This is a genomic window from Thalassotalea algicola, assembly GCF_012932965.1.
Classification (GTDB): Bacteria; Pseudomonadota; Gammaproteobacteria; order Enterobacterales; family Alteromonadaceae; genus Thalassotalea_F; species Thalassotalea_F algicola.
Genome location: NZ_JABBXH010000003.1, coordinates 497,380 through 514,049 on the forward strand (window position 1 = coordinate 497,380; position 16,670 = coordinate 514,049).

Below are 16,670 nucleotides of genomic sequence, written 5' to 3' on the forward strand. Positions count from 1 at the left end.
TTTGGAATGCTCTTTGCTCAATGTAATTGATGTTTATGAAAAGTAAGGACGTTTTATGTTGAAAGTCACATTATCCGCATTTTTTTTGATTTTTTTAGTCAATAGTGGAATTCAATCTGCTCACTCAGCCTCATTTAGTAGTTGTCCGTCGAAAGCGTTTTTAGTGCAACAAAATGTAGCGCAGCTATATGGGGTTAATTTGGTTACTGGTCAATATAGTTTGTTATCAGGAAATTTAGGAACTAGTAGCAAAATTAACGCGGTAGGTTTTAATTTTCACGATAACTATATTTATGGCTGGGGCCATGAGTGGGGGACAATTGTCAGAATAGGAGATGACTTTCAAGCACAGCCACTCGAGATTGACAGTAATCCAGGTACGAACTTCTTTGTTGGTGATATCGCTTTAAGCGAAAATAGTTACTTTGTGTATAAGAAAAACGTTGGCTTATTTAAAATTTCGTTGGATGAGAATAGTTCAGATTACCTTGTCGCACGTATGATCGGTAGTCAAGATTCGCTTTCTATTAGTATTTATGACTTTGCATTCCATCCGGAAAACTCTTTTGCCTACAGTGTCGACAATCGCGGGGGACTTCACAAAATTGATGTGAATAATGGTTCATCTGAAAACCTTGGCAATGTCGGACAAGCAGGAACTTTTGGTGCTGTGTATTTTGACGTCGAGGGAAACTTTTACATCAGCCGAAACAATGATGGCGGCATTTTCATTATTGATGTAAAAGCTCAAACGCCCGAAGCTGAGTTTTTTGCCTATGGACCTAGCTCTAACAATAATGATGGTGCGCGCTGTGCTACAGCGCCTATTGTAGATGAATCTGTTAGCCCAACGGTTGATTATGGCGATGCACCGGACAGCTATCGTACATCACTCGAAAATAATGGAGCTCGCCATAGCGTGGGTAGTAACTATTTAGGTTCAAAAGTTGACGCAGAATATAATGCGCAAATGTACCCCAGTAGTGACGAGAACTCTGGAGAGAATGATGATGATGGTGTTGTATTTATTACGCCATTAATTTCAGGTATGGGGAGTTTAATTCAAGTCTCCACAACAGGTGGAGGATATGTGAATGTTTGGGTGGATTTTGACCAGAATGGTGAGTTTTCAATAGAAGAGAAGCTTGTTACCGATTACTTTATGTATAACAGCTCTGAAATCTTTTTAGTGGATACCCCTATTGAAGCGTTGACCGGTTATACCTGGGCGCGTGTTCGATTAAGTATTGAACCCGGCATTATCGCTTATGGTGGTGTAACCGATGGTGAAGTTGAAGATTATCGCATATATGTTACTAACTCAGGTTTATCGCAGCTTAAACATAATACTTACTTTATTGCATTTGAAGATAATTGGCCTGAAATGGGTGATTATGATATGAATGATGTTGTAATAAAACAGAAATCTTCGTTACTAATTTCGCAAGAAAATGAAGTTAATCAATTAGAAATTAGTGGTGAATTAACAGCGTATGGTGCTGCTTATGCGAATGGCTATGCCATTCAAATTGACGGTGTTTCGCCATCAGCGGCTAACACCGGGCTAATTAAATTCGAAATAAACGGCGTAGTTCAAGAAACATCTTTAGTAGAGTCCGGTACTGATTCTCTGGTCTTAATGATATCTAATGACTTAAGTACCTATTTTAGTGCAACTAATGGTTGTAGTTATTACCAGACTCAGGTGGGTTGCGCGAGTTTATCTCGCATGAAATTTAGCTTAAAAGTGCCATTTAATACGCCGATACCATTAGGTACATTTCCTAGTGCACCATTTAATCCATTTATTTTTGCAAAGCCTAATACTTATCACGGTGACTCCTTCTATCAGCCTGGTCGAAGTATGGAAATTCACTTAAAGAATAAAGTGCCTACATCGAAAATGGATAGCGGATACTTTGGCTTGGCATCTGATCGCAGTGATTTGGGCTCAGGATATACATACCAAACAGAAAATGGTTTGCCTTGGGCGCTCGCGATTAACCCAGGTAAAGCTGAAAACTGGCGACACCCTTTAGAGAAAGTCGATTTGTTGAAGGCATATCCAATGTTCCAAGAGTATGTTGAAACCAGTGGTTCAAAGTCCGTGGATTGGTATTTAACAAGCAAAGCTACGTCATCCAATGTGTATAACAAATAGGGGAAGTATAATGAATAAATCATTAATCATATTGTTGTTATCGACCTTAACCGCATGCGGTGGCGGAAGTGAAAGTACAAAAGAACCGACGATTAGCTCAACTATTGCACCGCAGTCATCAGATATTGATATTACAACCGGAGAGTTAATCAGTACCCCAGAGTTTAGCTTTATTGGTAGCTTTGACTTAACGATCAACATTGCAGAAGCGCCAGAAGGAAGCATTCAATATTACATTAATATTTGTAGCGAATTTACTGAGGAAAATAACGAGATTATAGTCAATTATGATAGTTGTATGCTGCGTACTTTTCTGACGAGCCAGCCACAGTCTTTCGAGCTGGCATTAAGTGAATCGCAATCAACTTTAGTCGCGCAGATATGGCCGATGGAAAATAATGCTGTTGTTATCGATGTATTTTGGCAGAAACAAGGTGAGGTAAGCGTCTGGAATATTAGTATTTAAAAAATATAGCTCCTGTTCTTTATTTAAAAGCCTTCTTATTCAAGAAGGCTTTTTCGCATTCTGCAAAGCAAGTCACAAAACATGTCACTAGTATGTTAGTTGAATAATATGTTGATTGATAATTAATTCGTATATTAAACAAATGTTTAGCGTATTTTTTTTGTTGCTGGTACGCATCTTGAAATATGTTTAAGAGAACATTGATATATAGCTAACTGGGAAGTTCTACATGGTTTTCTTAAAGCAATTAATACTAGTCGTAATGTGCATCAGCTGTTTGTCTGGTTGTGCTTCGACGTTATTGTTAACGGCTTTTAACCAAGGTGATACTTCAAAGGAAGAAAAGCCAGAGGTAAATCGTAGATTGCTTCATACCATCCAATCATTGAGAGCATTACAGCCACCTAAAACCCAACGAATTACGTTGGGGTATATGCCAAACAGTGCTGACTTAATGCCAAAAGAACACCAGAAGTTTTCCACGATTATAGGAAAAACTTACAGCAAGTTAACGATAAGTATTGCACCCGCTAAGGCGCAAAATATATGGGAGCAATTGTCTCTAACTAATCAACGTGTCAGCGCTTTGCGACAAACCGCCTTACTAATAAATAAGCAACTAAATATCGTTTTTGAGCCAGCTTTAGAAGATGACACATTACATATTGTGGTGGAGTCATAATATGAACACTACTGTAATTATTAACTTTCACCTAATACTGGCGGCATTATGGCGAAGACGTTATCTAATCGCTATGCCTGTATTAGTCTTTCCCATTGTCGCAATACTTATTAGCATTGTTACTCCGAGAAATTGGCAAACACATACCACGATATTGGTGCAAGAAAGTGCAAAGATGAATCCTTTTTTGGAGGATTTATCTGTATCTACAGATCTAGAAAATCGTATTACAGCTTTGGATACTCTATTACATAGCCGTCATATGCTGATTCAAGTAGGAGAAGATTTAGGTGAGTTAAGTGCTGATTCTTCTTCACTTGAACAGGAACAATATGTAAAGGAGATTTCCAGTGCCCTAAGTGTTCAATTGGTAGGGAAAGACTTAGTAAAATTAATTTATCGCGCTAACTCACCTGAAGCAATTGACTCGACATTACTTGCAATCAGAAAGCGATTTTTAGAAAAGCTATTAGCTCCGGAGATTTCTGCTATTGCAGCATCTGAGGTGTTTTTAACTGAACAATTAACTATAAAGCAAACTGAATTACGCGGTGCGGAGTTGTCACTTGCACAATTTAAACAAACGCATGCTGATAGTTTACCTCGTTTATATGGAGCAAATAGTCAACGCTTAGCGCAGATTTCTCAGTTAATAGAACAAAGAAAAATAGAACTATCTGGAGCATTGGCTGCTAAAAAAACGATCAGAACAAGGTTGGCACAAGTTGATCCTGTTATGAGCGAAATAGAACAAAGCATCGTTGCGACTAAGGGCGAGTTAGCCATTTTACGCTCGCGCTATACAGACAAGCATAGCAAAGTACAAACTGCCTTAAGAAAACTTGTTCAGCTAGAAGAAGAGCGTGTTATCCAAAGCAAAACCTCTTACAAGTTAGACGCACAATCATTGCAACGCTTATGGGAAATAGCGAATCAAATGAAAGATGGTGATCTAGACAACCAGCAAAGCCCGCTGTTGGTATCTCAACTTAAAGAATTGCAATTGGCTGACGGTAAAGTCGAGCAAATTCGTGAAGAATTGGCTTCGATTGAAAGTCAGGCAGAGATCTTAAAAAACACCTTAGCTAGTAGTGGTGATATGGAGCGCCGCCTTCAGGAATTAGAGCGCGATTTAACTGTTAAACGTGCACTTTACGAAGACTTATTAGCGCGGTATGAAAAAGCAAAAATCACAGGGGCGCTAGGTAAATTTGAACAACCGGAGCGTATTAAAATAATCGATGAGCCCTATCAACCGTCAATACCAAACAACTTTCCACTTCTGGTCTTTTTATTGGCAGGCATTATTGGAGGTTTAAGTTTGGGAATTGGTTTAGCACTTTTTGCTGAAGTTACAGATACAACCGTTCGTGCAAAAAAACAGTTAGAAATGTTAACGAGAGTGCCTGTAATAACGCGTATTCCGAGAATATTAGAACAGCAATTTATAGGAGAAAAGTAATGAAAGCGTCAATTGTTCATATTGTTCAACACCTTAAACCGGGTGGTATTGAAAGCTTTGCATTGGAATTTCAACGAGCTGCTTCTGCTTACTATAATGTGCATATTATTTCGCTTGAGCGTAGTAATTGCCAAAGTGTGAAAGGGAAATATCACGAAGCTGGGCAGTTTGTGCATATCTTAAATAAAGCTCCTGGGTGGCAACCGTCTATCATTCTTAAGATAAAAGAATTACTTAAAAGTATTGATCCTATGTATGTTCACACACATCACATTGGTCCGTTAATTTATGGTGGGTTAGCAGCCCGTTTGTCGGGCATTGATTGTGTAATTCATACTGAGCATGATGCTTGGCACTTGATGCAAACAAAACGTCGTTTATTGCAAGATTGCTTTCTTAAAGTTGTGCGTCCGGTATTCGTAGCGGATGCAGATTTTGTTGCTAAGCAAATTAAAACTACTTTACCTGATGTTAATCCTTACGTAATTGCCAATGGTGTCGATACCGAACATTTTACGCCAACACCTATTGCAAAACATGTTTTAAGAGAACAAGCCGGTTTACCAAAAGAACTTAAATTTGTAGGGTGCGCTGCAAGACTAGAGCCTGTTAAATCTCATGATACTTTGATTGACGCCGTTGCAAAACTTCCTGAAAGTGTTGGTTTATTGTTGGCAGGAGACGGCAGCCTAAAAGAATACTTGCTAAGAAAAGTGAAAAAAATGGGGTTACTACATCGCATATTTTTCCTAGGGCATATTGAAGACATGCGTAGCTTTTATCAACTGTTAGATGTGTTTTGTTTGTCTTCAAGTAATGAAGGATTACCATTGGCACCGATGGAGGCACAAGCTTGCAATATTCCCGTTGTAATAACTGATGTAGGCGGTAGTAAAGAGGCTATATGCAACAGTACTGGTCACGTAGTAGCGCCTAACGACTCAATTCAGTTATCAAAGGCGTTGTTTAATTGTTTGAATAAGCAGCTTGTTAAATCACCTCGTGAATTTGTCGAAAGAGAACGTTCAATTAAAACCATGATCACGCAATACATCACTCTTAGCCAACCAAGTTTGAGGGGAAAGTTATGATTAATTTAGCCATGATTATTCTATTTGGTGTCGCCATATTTTTGGTCATTTATCATCATATAGCTTACCCAATATTATTACGTTTTATTGCTAGTATGAAAGAGGGTGATTCGCCATCAATTAAGGCAAGAAAGTACATGAAAGGTGAAGATAACAGCTTTGTCAATCGGTTCTCGATTGTTATTCCTGCATATAATGAAGCAGCTTATATTGCAGAGAAGATTAGAAATTTAGGCTTTTTAGACTACCCAAACGACAAGTTTGAGTTAATTTTGTTATGTGATGGTTGCAGCGATGAAACCTATGAGATCGCTTCTGAAACATTACTCGAATTATCATGTGAAGATTTAAACTACCAAGTCATTGAGTTTGAAAAAAACAGTGGGAAGGTAGCCGTACTTAAAGAAGGCGTAAAGCGAGCAAAATTTGAAAATATCGTTTTCTCTGATGTTTCAGCATTGCTGCCTATTAATTCATTGTTAATGCTTGATAGTCAATTTGAAAATAAAACAATAGGAGCCGTGTCTGGTGGATACCGGTTTGTACATAAAGGCTCGTTAGGAGAACAAAAATACTGGCAGTATCAACGAAAATTGCGGGAAAGAGAAAGCTCTATTGCTAGTGTGTTAGGTGCGCACGGTGCTTTTTATGCGATACGAAAATCTTGTTATGAAGATATTCCTGCGCATACTATTAATGACGACTTTTTAATTCCTATGAATGTTATAAAGCAAGGCTACCGGGTGATCTATGATGCGCGAGTATCGGCTATTGAATTAGAACAAGTCGATCTTGAGCAAGACATGAAGCGCAGGTTACGTATTGCAGCAGGTAACTTCCAACAAATGTTGATGCTTTTGCCTATTCTAAATCCTAAGTATGGTTGGAATGCTATTAACTTTGCATCTGGTAAAGCGTTGCGAGCATTAATGCCATTTTTATTGCTTTTCATTTTTATCTGTAACGCTTATTTAATCACAATTAATGACTATTTCCTTGTAACTTTTGCAGCCCAAATTTTGCTATATGGCGGTGTTTTTCTTTTGAATATAAGTCGTTGTGTCCCAAAAACTGGAGCGTTAAAGCTTGTGTGTTACTTAGTGAATGGGTACTGGGTTGCGTTAATTGGATCAACAAAGTATGTGTTGGGTTTACAAGAGAAAATTTGGTCAAAAATTTAAGGAGCCTACTATGAATAGTAATGGTTATATTTCTCAAAATGTTGCAACTACAAAGCGTTGGTTTGATGTTGCTGTGTCTTCTGTAGGTCTTGTATTAACTTTACCGCTGTTTGTTATTATTGCCTCGGCAATTAAGTTAACTAGTAAAGGACCTATTTTTTACAAACAACAGCGGGTCGGTGCCATTTCTCCCAATAAAATCCGTTACTTTAATATGATTAAATTTCGGACAATGCGGGTTGATGCCGAAGCCACTACAGGCGCAATTTGGGCGAGTGCTAACGATGATAGATTAACGAGTGTTGGTCGTTTTTTAAGGAAGGTTCGATTGGATGAATTGCCCCAGTTTATCAACGTTATTAAGGGGGAAATGTCTCTAATTGGTCCTCGGCCAGAACGCCCAGAGATCGCTGAAAATCTAGAGAAAAATATTCCCCTGTATAATGAACGCACCTATCAAGTTGTCCCAGGTATAACTGGGTTGGCACAAATAAACCAGGGCTACGATACGTCTTTAGATGACGTACGCTCTAAAATCGCATATGACTTTGCTTATTCAATGTCGTTAACTTCAATTACTCGATGGTTGTATATGGATATAAAAATTATGTTGAAAACTGTAATGATTATGGTTTTAGGTAGAGGCCGATAAATGAATTATTGACAAATTAACTACGATTACTCTTAATAAAATGAAGGTAAAGTAATGAGATCGTAGATTTTGGCAAAGAGTAATTTACGCAATGTAACCTGTATTGGGGGAGGACATGGTTTAGGTCACCTACTATCTGTGATGTACGAGATAGAAGGTTTAATGCTAACAGGTATTGTTTGTACCACGGATAACGGCGGTTCAACTGGCAGATTAAGGGAGCAGAGTGACTCAATTGCCTGGGGAGATATAAGATATTGTCTTTCGAAACTTAGCGACAAACAGTCAACTAAATCTCTTTTATTTGAGTATCGTTTTGATAATTTAGGTGAACTAAGCGGCCACAGCTTGGGGAACTTAATGTGTTGTGCGGTAGATTCATTGTGTATTAGACCTACTGATAGCGTTAAAGTAATGCGCGAATTTTTAGGTGTGAACGTAGAGGTTTTGCCAATGTCAGATCATGCGACACACCTGATAGCAACATTAACAGATGGTAGCTATGTGTATGGCGAACTTAATGTTGACCATAATGCAGTCAAAGGTTTAGATAGTTTAGCCTTATCCCCAGCGGTTGATGCTAGTCCAGAAGTATTGTTGGCAATTGCAAAAAGCGAGATAATTCTGCTTGGACCTGGCAGTTTTTACACAAGTGTTTTACCTAACCTATTAGTTAACAATGTTATCGATGCAATTAATGGAAATAAAAAGCTAAAAATATGGTTTATAGTGAACGTTGAAGCAGAATTTGACGACTTGAATCATGAGCTAGATAGGCAAATTGAATTTATCCATTCTATTGGAATAATGCATCCTATTTCTCTTTTAATACCTCGAACTAGAAGTGGTGAAGCAGAATCATTGAATGTACCTTTTACAATCCTTGATGTTGATGCTGACACTAATGGTCGACATCAGGCTTCACAGCTCAAAGCGGCTTTGAGCAAGTTACTTTTTGATTAACGCATCAGCGCTAATTTCTCATTTTTATACTAACACCATCTTCAAATTGCAAATTGCAACTCAATACGCAGAGCTTGAATGTCGCCTAATGCTGCAGTCTTTCTAAGTTGTTGAAAATTAACTGTTATATCTTTTGGTCTGATCGTTGCTCATAACTTTATAGCAACACATGAAAAAACCGAGGTATATATGTTAAATGAAACATTTCAATTAAATAACGACGTCGTCATTAAATTGTTTGAAGACTTAGATGCCGATGCTGTTCAAACCATGAAAGGAGACTTAGAAGCCTATAGTCAACTTTCTTCTGATCTCGTTCTTGATCTTAAGGACGTAAAATTTATTGATTCATCAGGTATTGGCGCGATCGTTTATTTATACAAACGAATGGTTGCTAAGGGGAAGTTGGTATCAGTAGTAGGTTTGAATGAACAACCGAAAGAGCTATTTGCTATGTTGATGTTAGATAAAACAATACGCTGTTTTAAGTCGCTAGAGCAATATGTTACCGAAGAAGTGAACTCAGCGGTGGTTTAATATGAAACGTCTTACTTTATCTTCCATATTACTGATACCTGCGTTGTTTAACTGCAGTAGTGTTGAATATGATTCAACCCAAAAAGTAGAGCGCGAAACTGTAGAGCACTATATTGCTTCTTCTCGTAAAGAATTAGCAACATTAACTATTAATGACAGTGATCGGTGCATTAGTGGACAATTGAAGATTGCGTATCGCCTATTAGATAAAACAGAGCAAGAATATGCGGGTCATATGTATGACGATGCGTTCATTACGTTGACCAAGTTTGATCGCCAAATACGTAAGCTGCAGTGCATCCAAAGCTACGTGGAAGGTAAATTTGGTTGCCAAGAAACCAATAAGTTTTCTGTTTTAAAAGACTGGTATAAGTCGGGGTCATTCGAACAATGTAGCGACAATCTGCAAAGTGATGAAAGCACGATAAAATCTGAAGCCGTTGATCTTACCTCACATAACATTATTACAGAAACGCTTCATGATTTTGACCAAGCGAAGATTAAGCCTATTTATTTCCCAATGCTAGATAACTTAGTCAAACTCATGCAACATTTTCCTGCTTCTTCTTTACGAGTATTAGGGCATGCAGACAGTTTTGGGGCAGCACAATACAATGACGAACTTAGTTGGGAAAGAGCAAAAAACGTTGCTGAATATTTCTTTGAACGTGGCATTCCGTTTGAAAATATTACGCTGGTATCAAATGGTGAACTAATGTTGAGAAATATCGAGACTTCATCTCAGCAGAGGGTTTTTAATCGGTTTACTCAACTATCGCTCAATTTAGTAATAGAAATGCCAAGCCCTATAAGGGGAGGTGACTATGAATAAGTTAATCGTTTTCTTAATTGCAATATTCATAAATATTTACGCTTGTGCTGAAGATGTTTCGACTCTGAGACCTGGTGACGTGCTAAAGCTTAACCTTCCGGGTGAAATTGAGTTTGCAGATACTTTTCAGATAAAACGAGATGGATCAATGTTTTTACCTGAGATAGGGCAAGTTGGGCTTGCTGGTATGACACTCGAGAAGGCGTCGAGTTACTTAAAAAAGTTACTTGGTGAAGAGTACCGTGCAATAGGTGATTTCTCCCTTCAATTGGTAGAGAGACGCTTACCTATTAGGGTATTAGGTTTTGTAAAGTCTCCTGGCCTTATCGATCTACCTGCAGATGGTAATATCCAAATGGCATTGCAAGAAGCTGGAGGGCCAAGTGCCGGCGCTCAACTGGATAGAATGCAAATTAATCGACAAGGAACTGTCAATGCATTTGACTATAAAAGATATCTCGATACTGGAGATTTCAGCATTTTACCTAAATTACAACCATTAGATGTGATTTTTGTTCCTGCATCGCCATTGATTGGCAATGTGCAAATGGAATTTGATGCGGCGACGTTGTCGGCAAGTGGTGATGGTTCTGAAGCGGCAACGGCAGTTAAAGTTTTTGGGGAGGTGCTAAAGCCAGGGGTGTTCTCGTATAAATCAGGGAATACAGTAGTCGACATGTTGATGAGGGCTGGCGGTGTTACACGATATGCAGGAGTTGAGCACATTAGAGTAATAAACCAAGGTGTACCTCAGCTATTTGATTTGAAACATTACCTGGATACTGGCGATGCCGAAAATATGCCGGTAATTACAGCAGGTTCAACTCTTTTTGTTCCTATTCAAGAGGAAGAAATTAAAACTGGTTTGCGAACAGTATATGTTATGGGGGAAGTATTCAAACCAGGAGCGTACGAAGCTGCGACAGGTACTGCATTCTTTGACATTTTAGCAAACGCTGGTGGTCCTACTCGGTTCGCTGAGACTCGCCAGGTTCGCATTATACGTACGACCGGAAAGGTGGATGCATTTGATCTTCAAGCTTATACCGAAGGGTTAGCAGTTACCAATGTTCCCAAAATATCGCCAGGCGATGCCATCTTTGTACCAGAAAAAACAGACATGAATGAAAAGTCTTGGCTTAAGATTTCACCGAATAGAGCAATTCGTGTCATAGGTGCAGTGATTAAACCAGGTCGTTATGAGTGGGGCGATGAAATGTCGTTTCTTGATATACTTGCGCACGCAGGTGGTCCAACGCAAGATGCTGATATTTCACAAATAAAAGTATTGAAAAACGGGCGTAAAACACGAGAAAAACCTTTTGATTTAGCCGCGTTTATTTCTGATGGAGGGGATTTTTCATTATTACCTGAAGTAGGTGCTGGTGATACCATCATAGTACCGGAAAAGCCAAGAGATGTTATTGACAATAAAGCTCGTTGGCTGCGTCAGTCTCAAGAAAGCTCTATTTATGTATTCGGCCAAGTTGGTCAACCAGGGCGCTATGCTTTCGACAATAAATTGCATTTTCTGGATATTTTATCTGCTGCAGATGGTCCAACTCAATATGCTGACATTCATACTGTTAAAGTGACTCATCGCAACGGCTATAGCACTAAAGTAAGCACTGTAGATTTAGGACTATATTTTGAAACTGGTGATGAAAGTTTATTGCCTTTAGTCAGAGCAGGAGACACGATTTATATACCGCAGCGCGATAAAGTTTGGCTGGATAAGAAAAAGGAACAAACTGTAAGGATTATAGGTGCTGTAGATAAGCCAGGTCGTTATACGTTTAGTGAAGAAATGACGGTACTAGACTTACTTGCTGAAGCTGGTGGCCCTACTGAGAACGCTCATCTGGAAAAGATAATGGTGGTCAACATTTCAACCGCTAGCGCAAACGAAAACCAAAGCCAAGTTTTTGATTTAGAAGCATTTGTAGAACGCCCCGATTTCAACACATTACCACTTGTTCGTACAGGTGATACTGTTTTTGTGCCGGATATTTCTAATAGTAATTGGAATGTATTTATCTCGAATGTAAAAGATATGGTCAGTATTGCGTCTTTAGTTGTAATTGCAGGAGGTATTTAATGGTTGTTTTACCTAGTCGATATTCTGAGGTTGAAGCGATATATGGGCAAACTATAGGGGCAAACTATCGTACGCTAGCAATTACTTCATCTGCACCAGGAGAAGGAAAATCAACGCTTGCTGAGGCATTGGTTAAACGAGCTCAATCTGCAAATAAGCGTGTTCTATTAGTTGAACTCAATACTTTTAACCCTGTTTTCAAAGATAAGTTAGCTAGTGTATTGTCTAGTAACAATGTAAATAAAGACGAACAATTGATGTTAACTAGCCAAGATAAAAAGCTCGGCCTTTTGCAAGCCACACAGGCTAAGTCAAGTCTGGTAGATTATCGTGAGGCGAGCTTGCTTGCTGAGTCAATCAACCTTTGGCTCAACGATTTTGATTGTGTCATTTTTGATACAGCTTCTTTGGCAATGTTGAATCAACACAACATTCCTGCAGATACTGTATGCCAAGTGTGCGATGGGGCAATTTTAGTTGTAGAGGCAGGTAGAACACCTGCAAATTTAATAGAAGAAGGAATAGCCAAACTTGTAGCAATGCGAGTAAATATTATTGGCACGGTCATAAATGATAAAAGTAACCCTACATTATTAGCTGAGTTGTTGCGGGAAACTCGCAAGTTTGACAAGTACCTGCCATCTTTAATGAATAAAATAAGGAAGCTACTTAGTGCTAGTTCCCTGCTCAAAGTATCGATTTAAAGGAATAAACAAATGACCACTATCGAAGCAAATAAAGGTCAAGTTAGCGTGTTATTTGTTGATGATGAGCGTGCAATATTAGCCGCCATTAAACGATTGACGCGAAACATACCTGCAAGGTTCTATTTTTCAAATAGCCCTATAGAAGCTCTTGAGCTAATCGTAAAGGAAAAGCTGGATATAATTATTTCAGATATGAGAATGCCTGAAATGGATGGGATTACGTTTTTATCTCATGTGGCTGAAAATTACCCTGAAACAATACGAATAATGTTAACGGGGAATGCAGAATCAGATGTTGTAATGTCGGCCATTAATAAAGGAAGAATCTGGAGTTTTATAGAAAAACCTTGGGATCCAGAGCAGTTAATTTTAACGATAAAACAAGCGATACAAACACGAAATTTAATGCGCTCTCGTGTTAATCATCTATATCAAGAGTTAGAACAGGCAAAGCAATTAGCTGACTCTGGCTCAAAAGAAAAAAGTAACTTCTTGGCAGTAATGAGTCACGAAATCCGCACACCTATGAATGCAATGCTTGGGTCAATGGAGTTACTTTCAAGCACTAATTTGGATGAACCACAACGTGCATTAATTTCCAACGCTCTAACAGCGGGTGAATCATTATCTACATTGGTAAACGATATTCTCGACTTTTCTAAAATAGAAGCCGGAAAATTACAGCTGAAGCCAGCAGAACTCAATACAATAGAATTAGTAGATTACCTGCACAGTCTATTCATTGAGCGAGTGAAAGAGAAAGGTATAGGCTTAATGTTTTGCATTTCTCCTAAGTTATCGGCGCAATTGTTCCTTGACGATCAACGAGTAAAGCAAATTTTAATAAACTTAATCGCCAATGCCATCAAATTTACTCTTGAGGGCGGTGTAGAAATTAGCGTATATGGCAATGAAAATTTAATTCATTTTGAAGTGAAGGACACTGGCATTGGTATCAAAAATGAAGACATTTCTAAGTTATTTAATAAGTTTGTGCAAGCCGATTCTTCTTATAAGCGCCAATTTGAAGGAACAGGCTTAGGACTCGCTATTACTAAACAACTTGTTGAATTAATGGGAGGAGAAGTAAGGGTTGGTTCTACCGAAGGTAAAGGTAGCACCTTTTTAGTAGCTATACCGCATGAGTACTACTCTCGTCCTATTATTGATTCTGAATTAGCGCGCCCCAAACAGCTCACTTGTTATAACTTTAGTCGTTATAGTGAGGCTTCATTAAAGAAACAGCTTCATTTATGGGGTTGTGAAGTTAACTTTGTACAAGAAAAATCTCAACCTACTAAAATTGTTGTGTACGAAGAAGAAAATAATTTAGCAACAAAACAGGAGTGTGTTCAATTTGATCGGTTTTGGACAGATTCATATTCAGCATTGCTTTCGTTTGTATTTGGACAAGGAGCACCTTTAAATGCCGAACTGAATTTGGGAGAGTACACTTGTATAGGTGCTGGAGAGCATATTCTAGTAGTTGAAGATAGCTTACCAAACCAACTAGTTATTAGAACTATGTTGGAACGAGTAGGCTACAAGGTCGATATTGCTAATAATGGTAAAGAAGCAATCAAGGCTGTTGATGACTTTGATTATCAACTTGTATTAATGGATCTATCAATGCCTGTTATGGATGGAGCCCAAGCTTGTAGAATAATCAGATCAAAATCAGATAAGTTTGCCAAATTACCGATATGGGCAATGACTGCCAATGTAACCAAAGATGATATGCAACATTGCTTTGAAGCTGGAATGAATGAATTTATTGAAAAGCCCATAAATAGAGACGTATTACTGTTTAAAATACATGAGTTTTTCAAATTAACTCGCCACAATAATGTAAGTGAATGTGGAGATTTAAATACTTCTAAAAGTGCTGTGAGCAACACTTACACTAAACGTGTTGAAGAGGTTGAGGTTCTTAATCATGATGTGACAAATCAACTTAAAATAGATGTTGGAGATGATATTTTTATAAAAGTTATTGATTTATTTATAAAAGAAACTGACAGGCGAATTGTTGTTATAAAACAGGCGGCTCTTGAAGATGATATTCAACAAATTGAAAAAGAAGCTCACGCGATTAAAAGCAGCGCATCAAGCGTAGGTGCTATTGCTTTAGGTGATTTAGCAAGATTATTGGAATTAAGCTGCCAACAAAATAATGCGCATGAGTTACCTGAACTAGTCGCAGGTGTTAGCAAGTTAGCATTTAGTTCGCTTTCTTCATTAAAACAAAAGTATTTATTGGATAGTGCATAATGATTGCATCAATACCTTTATTAGCATTGACGATAAGCCCCAGGCTCGCAGAAATAAAATTGCTAAGGCAGGCTACCTCTAAGTTGTTGAAAAAATTGAGCACTCCTTCAAAAGAGGCTAACAATATTCTGTTGGCGCTGTCCGAAATTACCAGTAATGTTGTTAAGCATGCCAATCCTGCAGCAACTCAATTAAGTTTCAATATATCTACAAATGATGATTGCTTAGTGTTTGAAATTAGCGATGATGGCGGCGCTTTTTATCACGATATAGCTACCCTTAATCCAGATAATCACCTTACATTTGATGAATCTGGTATGGGAGTGAATATCATTTATTCTTTGTTTCCAGAATGTCAATATCGACGTGTTAATGACGTCAATTATGTTCGCTTTTCTATTGCCAGAGAAAAAACCAATAAAGGTCAGGTATCGATAGCGGTAGTGGAAGATGAACCTATGATGCGGGAAATAATTAAAAGCTATTTGCCAGATTATTACAACGTACAATTATTTGAGGATGGTCAACAGTTTTTATCGTTTGTTGCGTCAGGGAAGAAGTTTAGATTTGATTTAGTAATTTCTGATATATCAATGCCTCAGATTGATGGTATAACGTTAAAAAAACAACTTTCAGAGCACAGTGATTATGCACAAACACCATTTATATTCCTCACTGCTCAGGACGATATTGATCTCGAAATGCAAGCTAATCGATTAGGTATTGACAACTATTTAATCAAACCTATCCAAAAAGAGAAATTGGCATTGTCAGTAGAACGAGCATTAATTAGACATCAACAAATATACAGTTTAAGTGACAAAGAATTCAGCAATGTTTTGAAACCAAAAGTTGACAATAATATTGAGAATTTTGATATCGCAGCATGCAATATTTCACCTTTTGCTGGCGGAGGTGACTTTATTTTTCAGCAAAAAGTTGGTGACAAAGATTTAGTTATTTTGGCAGATGTGATGGGGCATGATGTTCAAGCAAAGTTGTTTGCCCATAGTTTTGCTGGTTTTTTTTCTGGTTATGTTCATTGCGTTCAGAACTTTGATTTGTCGAAAATGATGGCGGCGCTATCGAATCAAATTTTTGATGACCCGCTTTTAAGTCAAAGTTTGGTGACATACATTGCGGTTTTAATTTCAAAAAATGGAATAGAAATCGCGAGCGCTGGCCATCCACAACCAATGATGATGAATAATGATGGGTATGAATTTATTAAAGTTTCAGGGCATTTACCCGGTGTCAAATTAGATATTGAATACCCAACTCAGTTTTTGCCAATAACATCAGGTCAGCGACTGCTCCTTTATACCGATGGTTTTATAGAGTGGGCTAGAGATCAAGATACTCTTAAGCAGTTTATTAATCTGTTAGTTGACAAGAGTAAGACCTTTGATGAACAGGCTGAGGAGCAGTCGGTTGCGGATTTAAGTCAGCAATGGCTAAATTGTTTTCAGCATAGTTGTGGCAAGATAAATGATGATACAACGATTGTTGTCATTGAAAAAAAGTGAAAAAGTGGTAGTTTCTGTAAATAGACCTTCCTTCAAGGAAT

14 protein-coding genes are annotated in these 16,670 nt (G+C 38.1%); all 14 read left to right on the forward strand.

The window, feature by feature from the left end; genetic code table 11:
* The first annotated feature begins 55 nt into the window (after positions 1-55).
* The 14 genes from HII17_RS10975 (at position 56) to HII17_RS11040 (ending at position 16,629) form a co-directional block, all read left to right on the forward strand.
* On the forward strand, positions 56-2,161 hold the full coding sequence (locus HII17_RS10975) for an LruC domain-containing protein (protein ID WP_169075409.1): 2,106 nt from the start codon (positions 56-58) through the stop codon (positions 2,159-2,161).
* Between the two features lie 10 nt (positions 2,162-2,171).
* On the forward strand, positions 2,172-2,627 hold the full coding sequence (locus tag HII17_RS10980; RefSeq protein ID WP_169075410.1) for a hypothetical protein: 456 nt from the start codon (positions 2,172-2,174) through the stop codon (positions 2,625-2,627).
* Between the two features lie 229 nt (positions 2,628-2,856).
* Complete coding sequence (locus HII17_RS10985; RefSeq protein WP_169075411.1) at positions 2,857-3,309, forward strand: hypothetical protein; 453 nt, start codon at positions 2,857-2,859, stop codon at positions 3,307-3,309.
* 1 nt (position 3,310) lies between these two features.
* Positions 3,311-4,771, forward strand: coding sequence for a GumC family protein (locus HII17_RS10990; protein WP_169075412.1), 1,461 nt, complete (start codon positions 3,311-3,313; stop codon positions 4,769-4,771).
* Complete coding sequence (locus HII17_RS10995; RefSeq protein ID WP_169075413.1) at positions 4,771-5,862, forward strand: glycosyltransferase; 1,092 nt, start codon at positions 4,771-4,773, stop codon at positions 5,860-5,862. The genes HII17_RS10990 and HII17_RS10995 overlap by 1 nt, the downstream gene beginning before the upstream one ends.
* Entirely contained in the window at positions 5,859-7,043 is a 1,185-nt protein-coding gene (locus HII17_RS11000; RefSeq protein WP_169075414.1) for a glycosyltransferase family 2 protein, read from the forward strand. Before HII17_RS10995 ends, HII17_RS11000 begins: the two co-directional genes overlap by 4 nt.
* A gap of 10 nt (positions 7,044-7,053) precedes the next feature.
* Entirely contained in the window at positions 7,054-7,695 is a 642-nt protein-coding gene (locus HII17_RS11005) for a sugar transferase (protein ID WP_169075415.1), read from the forward strand.
* Between the two features lie 69 nt (positions 7,696-7,764).
* Positions 7,765-8,658, forward strand: coding sequence for a gluconeogenesis factor YvcK family protein (locus tag HII17_RS11010; protein ID WP_169075416.1), 894 nt, complete (start codon positions 7,765-7,767; stop codon positions 8,656-8,658).
* Between the two features lie 189 nt (positions 8,659-8,847).
* Positions 8,848-9,195: an STAS domain-containing protein gene (locus tag HII17_RS11015; RefSeq protein WP_169075417.1), complete on the forward strand. Its 348-nt coding sequence runs from the start codon at positions 8,848-8,850 to the stop codon at positions 9,193-9,195.
* A 1-nt stretch (position 9,196) separates the two neighbouring features.
* The gene (locus HII17_RS11020; protein WP_169075418.1) at positions 9,197-10,027 is read left to right on the forward strand and encodes an OmpA family protein; all 831 of its coding nucleotides are present in this window, start codon (positions 9,197-9,199) and stop codon (positions 10,025-10,027) included.
* On the forward strand, positions 10,020-12,125 hold the full coding sequence (locus HII17_RS11025; protein ID WP_169075419.1) for an SLBB domain-containing protein: 2,106 nt from the start codon (positions 10,020-10,022) through the stop codon (positions 12,123-12,125). Before HII17_RS11020 ends, HII17_RS11025 begins: the two co-directional genes overlap by 8 nt.
* Entirely contained in the window at positions 12,125-12,829 is a 705-nt protein-coding gene (locus HII17_RS11030; protein WP_169075420.1) for a P-loop NTPase family protein, read from the forward strand. Before HII17_RS11025 ends, HII17_RS11030 begins: the two co-directional genes overlap by 1 nt.
* 12 nt (positions 12,830-12,841) lie before the next feature.
* Positions 12,842-15,103, forward strand: coding sequence for a response regulator (locus HII17_RS11035; protein ID WP_169075421.1), 2,262 nt, complete (start codon positions 12,842-12,844; stop codon positions 15,101-15,103).
* Positions 15,103-16,629, forward strand: coding sequence for a SpoIIE family protein phosphatase (locus HII17_RS11040; RefSeq protein ID WP_169075422.1), 1,527 nt, complete (start codon positions 15,103-15,105; stop codon positions 16,627-16,629). The genes HII17_RS11035 and HII17_RS11040 overlap by 1 nt, the downstream gene beginning before the upstream one ends.
* Positions 16,630-16,670 lie beyond the last annotated feature (41 nt).

Excerpts from the sequence above, each read along its gene's own strand:
- HII17_RS10975 (WP_169075409.1), top strand. The coding sequence starts at position 56 with ATGTTGAAAGTCACATTATCCGCATTTTTTTTGATTTTTTTAGTCAAT.
- HII17_RS10980 (WP_169075410.1), top strand. The coding sequence starts at position 2,172 with ATGAATAAATCATTAATCATATTGTTGTTATCGACCTTAACCGCATGC.
- HII17_RS10985 (WP_169075411.1), top strand. The coding sequence starts at position 2,857 with ATGGTTTTCTTAAAGCAATTAATACTAGTCGTAATGTGCATCAGCTGT.
- HII17_RS10990 (WP_169075412.1), top strand. The coding sequence starts at position 3,311 with ATGAACACTACTGTAATTATTAACTTTCACCTAATACTGGCGGCATTA.
- HII17_RS10995 (WP_169075413.1), top strand. The coding sequence starts at position 4,771 with ATGAAAGCGTCAATTGTTCATATTGTTCAACACCTTAAACCGGGTGGT.
- HII17_RS11000 (WP_169075414.1), top strand. The coding sequence starts at position 5,859 with ATGATTAATTTAGCCATGATTATTCTATTTGGTGTCGCCATATTTTTG.
- HII17_RS11005 (WP_169075415.1), top strand. The coding sequence starts at position 7,054 with ATGAATAGTAATGGTTATATTTCTCAAAATGTTGCAACTACAAAGCGT.
- HII17_RS11015 (WP_169075417.1), top strand. The coding sequence starts at position 8,848 with ATGTTAAATGAAACATTTCAATTAAATAACGACGTCGTCATTAAATTG.
- HII17_RS11020 (WP_169075418.1), top strand. The coding sequence starts at position 9,197 with ATGAAACGTCTTACTTTATCTTCCATATTACTGATACCTGCGTTGTTT.
- HII17_RS11025 (WP_169075419.1), top strand. The coding sequence starts at position 10,020 with ATGAATAAGTTAATCGTTTTCTTAATTGCAATATTCATAAATATTTAC.
- HII17_RS11030 (WP_169075420.1), top strand. The coding sequence starts at position 12,125 with ATGGTTGTTTTACCTAGTCGATATTCTGAGGTTGAAGCGATATATGGG.
- HII17_RS11035 (WP_169075421.1), top strand. The coding sequence starts at position 12,842 with ATGACCACTATCGAAGCAAATAAAGGTCAAGTTAGCGTGTTATTTGTT.
- HII17_RS11040 (WP_169075422.1), top strand. The coding sequence starts at position 15,103 with ATGATTGCATCAATACCTTTATTAGCATTGACGATAAGCCCCAGGCTC.